General features: G+C 49.2%; 2 protein-coding genes. Both read left to right on the top strand.

What is annotated here, in order from left to right; all coding sequences use genetic code 11:
- The coding region (locus tag BWI93_RS29610; protein ID WP_141217472.1) for a class IIb bacteriocin, lactobin A/cerein 7B family at positions 1-100 on the top strand (100 nt) is incomplete at its 5' end.
- Positions 101-288: 188 nt separating this feature from the next.
- Positions 289-825, top strand: a complete 537-nt coding sequence (locus BWI93_RS14690) for a DUF3267 domain-containing protein (protein ID WP_176454232.1) — start codon at positions 289-291, stop codon at positions 823-825.
- Positions 826-1,097: the final 272 nt, after the last annotated feature.

Here is a 1,097-nt window from a genome sequence, read left to right as displayed (position 1 = left end):
TTTAGATCAAAACGAATTGATGGAAGTAGAAGGCGGTATCGTACCCGCTCTGCTCCTGGGATACATTGCCGGTGTAGCTCTCTACGCCGCTCTTTCCTAAGCGTGATCTGAATTAGAGTCGCAGGAAGGCACGGCCTTCAGCAAGTCGTGTCTTCCTGCTGATTTCATGAGGAGTAAGTACAGGAGTGGAGCGGTGATCCCGCTGTAGTAATCTTTGAAATTGAGAAACCACGCAAACCGACTTCGATAGGAAGGCATTTGTGTAAGATAGGAATGACTATGAATCTTATGAATCAGGAATTGACCATTTCATCCGGTAAAGCTCAGATTTTTGGCCTAGGAGCCAGTTTGCTGGGTGTATTGTTGCTGTGGACGCCGTACCAGTATCTCTGGGGGGGGAGTCTGCTCGACCTCGGGAAACTCTCCAGTTCGGTGTGGTTCGGCTGGCTGGGCGTACTGCTGCTAGGAGCCCTAATTCACGAAGGGATCCATGCCCTGACGGCCGTTTACTACGGAAAAATCCAATGGAGCCAGACCAAATTCGGCATTCAGTGGAAAAGCCTGACGCCCTATTTTCACCCTACCGTAGCCATGCCCGTTGAAAAATACCGTGTGGTGGTTATGATGCCGCTACTGATCATGGGCTTGTTTCCGTACGCACTGGCTTTAGTACTGGGTAACGGCTGGATACTAGCTTTTGGCATCAGCTTCACCGTAGCAGCCTTTGGCGACCTGCTCATTCTATGGATGATGCGGAACTTACGCCAGGGACAGCCGGTACAGGATCATCCTTCCAAAGTAGGACTGGTCGTACCCCTGCCGTAATACCTGCTTTGGTAAAGCGTCCGAGTAGTATAAGCCAAGATTGGCCTTAACTACTATTTTTCTGGCAAACCTTACAAACCAATAGATATACTGTTTTCATCCACGTTTAAAAACAAACCAATGAACGCCTTACCCAACGTAACCGAACTCACTGCCCAGGAACTAACCTCAGTACAAGGGGGGATTCCGCTACTGGCTCTGCCGCTGGCCGCCTTCCTGATCCCGACCGTTTAAGCATTACCTAAGTTTCTGATTTATATACAGTTCTACAA

Source organism: Siphonobacter sp. BAB-5385 (assembly GCF_002261125.1).
GTDB lineage: Bacteria > Bacteroidota > Bacteroidia > Cytophagales > Spirosomataceae > Siphonobacter.
This window is presented reverse-complemented; position numbering and strand designations above follow the sequence as displayed.